The organism is Frankia sp. AgKG'84/4 (genome assembly GCF_023242965.2).
Classification (GTDB): Bacteria; Actinomycetota; Actinomycetes; order Frankiales; family Frankiaceae; genus Frankia.
Genome location: NZ_JALKFU020000503.1, coordinates 1 through 4,031 on the forward strand (window position 1 = coordinate 1; position 4,031 = coordinate 4,031).

4 protein-coding genes are annotated in these 4,031 nt (G+C 75.0%); all 4 read right to left on the bottom strand.

Annotated elements, in window-relative coordinates; translation table 11 throughout:
* Window positions 1–1,100: MSMEG_0565 family glycosyltransferase (locus MXD58_RS22115; protein ID WP_250609842.1), on the bottom strand; the 1,100-nt coding region annotated here is incomplete at its 3' end.
* Window positions 1,097–1,954: a carbon-nitrogen hydrolase family protein gene (locus MXD58_RS22120; RefSeq protein WP_248836747.1), complete on the bottom strand. Its 858-nt coding sequence runs from the start codon at window positions 1,952–1,954 to the stop codon at window positions 1,097–1,099. The genes MXD58_RS22120 and MXD58_RS22115, both read right to left, overlap by 4 nt.
* A complete protein-coding gene (locus MXD58_RS22125; RefSeq protein WP_248836746.1) occupies window positions 1,951–3,300 on the bottom strand; it encodes an MSMEG_0569 family flavin-dependent oxidoreductase in 1,350 nt (449 codons plus the stop codon). Before MXD58_RS22125 ends, MXD58_RS22120 begins: the two co-directional genes overlap by 4 nt.
* A 5-nt stretch (window positions 3,301–3,305) precedes the next feature.
* Window positions 3,306–4,031, bottom strand: a 726-nt coding sequence (locus MXD58_RS22130; protein WP_250609843.1) for a carbon-nitrogen hydrolase family protein, incomplete at its 5' end; no start/stop codon positions are given.

Genomic DNA, 4,031 nt, shown 5'->3' on the forward strand with positions numbered 1-4,031 from the left:
CCCCAGGTGTAGCGGGCGGCGAGGACGCGGCCGCGGACAGCCGTGGTCGCGTCACGCCGGTCGGCAGCGGCGAGCAGAGCGGTGCCGAGCTCGTCGGCGGTGGCGGCGTAACGGACGGTGCTGCCCAGGACCTCGCGCAGTACCGGCAGGTCCCTGGCCACCACCGGCACCCCGGCGGCCAGCGCCTCCAGCGCGGCCAGGCCGAAGCCCTCCTTCGTCGACGGGAACGCGAACGCCGTCGCCTCGGCCACCAGCGCGGGCAGCTCGACATGGGTCACCGGCCCGAGGATCCGGGGTGTCACGCCGAGGTGCGCCGCCCGGTGCAGCACCGACTCCCGGTAGTCCCGGTAGTCGAACAGAGTCTCGCCGCCGGCGATGACCAGGGACAGCTCCGGGCGGGCCCGCTGGACGGCCGCCATCGCCTCGACCAGGTCGATGGTTCCCTTGCGCGGCTCGATGCCGCCGACGGCGAGGACGTACGCCCCGAGTCGGTCGCGCCACGCCCGCCGGCCGGTGTGGTCCGCCGCACCGGCGGTGAAGCGCGCGGCGTCCACCCCGTTCGCGATCACCGTCGGCCGGATGCCCCAGCCGTCCTCGACCTCCCGGGCGACCGCGGCGGAGACGCAGACATGTGCCCGCGGGGCGAGGACGGCGCGTTCGTGGCAGGCGGCGAGCTCCGGGGTGGTGAAGGTGTCGAGGTGGTGGATCGTGCGGACGCACTGGGCCGGGCGGCGCTGCGCCGCTGTGCCCGCGGGAGCGGCGGCGGCGTCGAGGACGGCGTTCGCGCTGATGCAGTCCTGGGCGTGCACCGCGTCGTAGCCGGTGGCGTCGAACGCGTCCGCGAGCACGGCGATGGACCGTCGGATGCGCCGGCCGACCGGTTCGTCGGGCAGCTCGGGGAAGGGCACCATCCGCAGGCCCACCCGCGGGTCCACGGGCCGGAAGAACCCGCTGTCACCGCCGCGAGCCAGCGTCCACACGTCGACGGCGGCACCCAGGTCGACGAGCGACTCGGCCAGCGCCAGGGTGTGCACCACGCCGCCGCGGGGCCGGGTCGAGTAGGTCAGCAGCGCGACGCGTACGGCGTCGGCCCCGGTCACCGGCCGTCGGGCCGGGCGGAGCGCCGCGGCTGTCCGTACAGCTCGGGGCGCCGCTCGGCGAGGTGGTACAGGACGAGCCGGGCCCGGTCGATCTCGCCGTCCACGTCCACCTCGGCGACGGCGAGGCCACCCTTGGTCCAGGTGCGGGCGAGCACGTCGCCGCCGGGGCCGACGACCTTGGCCTGGCCGAAGAAGGCCAGTCCGCCGGTCGTCCCGGTCTGGTTCGACGACACCCAGACGATCTGGTTCTCGGCGGCGCGGGCACAGTCGTAGAGGTCGAACAGGCGGGCCTGGCGGTCCTGGGTGAGCCGCTCTGCGCGCCGGGTGAGGCTCGCCGGCCAGGCGGACACGCAGGCGACGATCCGCGCGCCGTCGAGCGCCAGCGCCCGCGCGGCCTCCGGGAAGGTCTTGTCGTAGTCGACGAGCAGGCCGAGCCGGCCGATCGGGGTGTCGAAGGCGGCGAGGCGGTCACCGGCGGCGTAGACGAGCGCCTCGCCGGGCGGCTGGTGCACCTTGCGGTAGCGGCCCAGCACGCCGCCGCCGTGCAGGCACACCGCCGAGTTCCACCGCCGGCCGTCCGCGAGCTCGGTGTAGCCGAGGCAGACGACGAGGTCGCCGGCCAGCGCCGCGACCCGGCGGATCTCCTCCCCGTCCGCCGCCACCGCGGGCGGCAGCGTGTCGGGGTCGGGGGAGCGCAGGTCGGCGAGGTAGCCGCCGAGCGCGCCACCGGGTAGGACGAGCAGTGACGCGCCCTCCCGGCGCGCCGCCTCGATGAGCGAGCCGATCCGGTCGAGGGAGCGGTCCAGGTCGCGGCCGAAGTGCGCGGCGGCGGCCGCGAGCCGGATCGCCGTCACCGGCAGTCCCGCGCGGGCTCCCCGCGTCCGCTGGCGGACCCGGTTGTCTCGACGCTGCCGCAGGTGCCGGTGGTCCCGGCGGTGCGGCGCCCGGCGATGCGCTCGTTGATCCGCTCGGCGAGGTGCGCGGCGTCCGGGGCGAGGCCGGCGAAGCGCCCCGAGCCCCAGGTGTGCTGCCAGGGCAGGCCGAGGAAGTACAGGCCGGGCACGGCGGTGACCCCGCGCCGGTGCTGCGGGTGGCCGGCGCCGTCGAAGACCCCGGCGTGCAGCCAGCGGTAGTCCCGGGTGAAGCCGGTCGCCCAGACGACAGCGACGATCTCCTCGACGCCGAGGTCCAGCCCGGTGTCGCGCTCCGGGCGCCAGACCGGCGCGTAGCGGCTCGGGCCGATCGGTACGTCGAGTCCCTTCGCGGCGATGTGGTCGTCGATGAGGCCGTTGATGCCGTTGTACACCTCGTCGGCGGCGTCGAGGTTCGCCCGCAGGTCGTCGGCGAAGCGCAACTGGCCGTCCTCGACGCCGAGCAGCCGGCCGTGCAGCACCATGCCGTCGCGGGCGAACGCGCGCAGGTCGATGTCCCGACCGCCGTCACGCCCGGTGACGTAGTGGTTGGTACGGTCCTGCGTGCGCTCCTCGATCGGCTTCTCGGTGACCGGCCTGGCGTAGTGGCCGGTGTCGTGCATCCAGGCGATGACGTCACGGCCGCGGTAACGACGGGCGAACCGTGGCGCGTTGCCGACGGCCAGGTGCACCCGCCGGCCGGCGAGGTGCAGGTCCTCGGCGATCTGCGCCCCCGACTGGCCGGTGCCGACCACGAGCACCGGCCCCGCCGGCAGGTCGGTGGGACGGCGGTAGCCGGCGGAGTGCACCTGGTGCAGGCCGGCCGGCAGCCGCTCGGCGAATCGGGGTGTCGCCGGGACGTGATAGCCGCCGGTGGCGATGACCACCTGGTCGGCGACGACCTCGCCCGCGGTGGTGGCGAGTGCGAAGCCGCCGGCCGGGTCCTCGGCGCCCGGTCCATCGCCGAGCGGGCGCAGCGACGTCACGGCCGTGTGCTCGCGCAGCGGCGGGCCGAAGGCCGCGCGGTAGCCGTCGAGCCAGGTGATGATCTCGGACCTGACCATGAAGCCGTCCGGGTCCGGCCCGGTGTAGTCGTAGCCGGGCAGCCGACACTGCCAGTTCGGGGTGACCAGGCAGAAGCTGTCCCACCGGGCGTCCGACCAGGTGTGCAGGGCCACGTCGCGCTCGAGCACGGCATGCTCGACGCCGGTGGCGACCAGATGCCAGCTCATCGCCAGCCCTGCCTGGCCACCGCCGATGACGACGACGGGGAGGTGTTCCGGTGTCACGCGAATCAGACCTCTGCCACGTGGCTGGCGCTCGGGTGGGTGGTGTCCGGGTGGGTGGTGTCCGGCGGGTAGGTGTCGGGCCGGCGATCACGCAGGTGGAACATGCTCGCCCGGGCGCTCGCGAGCATGCTCGCCAGGTCGACGCTGGCGTACGCGACGCCGGCGCGGGTGCCGGTGGTGGCCAGCACCTCGCCGCCGGCGCCGACGACCTTGGCACTGGCGACGAACCGCAGCGAGCCGAAGGAACCGGCCTGGTTCGCCGAGAGCCACAGCACCTGGTTCTCCAGTGCCCTGGCCCGGTCGAACAGGTCGAACCGATGGGTCCACCGGTCGTCGGCGAGATCCGGCGCGCTGAACGTGCGCGCCGCGGGCCACGCCGACAGGCACGCCACGATCTGCGCGCCGTCGATGGCCAGTGCCCGCGCCGCCTCCGGGAACGCCTTGTCGTAGCAGATCAGCATGCCGAGGCGGCCCACCGGCGTGTCGAACGCGGCGAACCGGTTCCCGGCCAGGTAGGACGCGCCCTCGCCGAGCGGCTGATGCACTTTGCGGTGCACCCCGAGCACACCGTCGCCGCTGACCGCGACGGCGGTGTTGTACCGCGCGTCGCCGTCGGCCTCGCACAGCCCGGCGGTGACCACGAGGTCGCCGGCGAGGCGGGCGAGGCGGCGCACCTGGTCCAGGGTGTCGCGGGCGACGACCGTGTAGAAGTGCGCCGAGCGGCCGTCGGC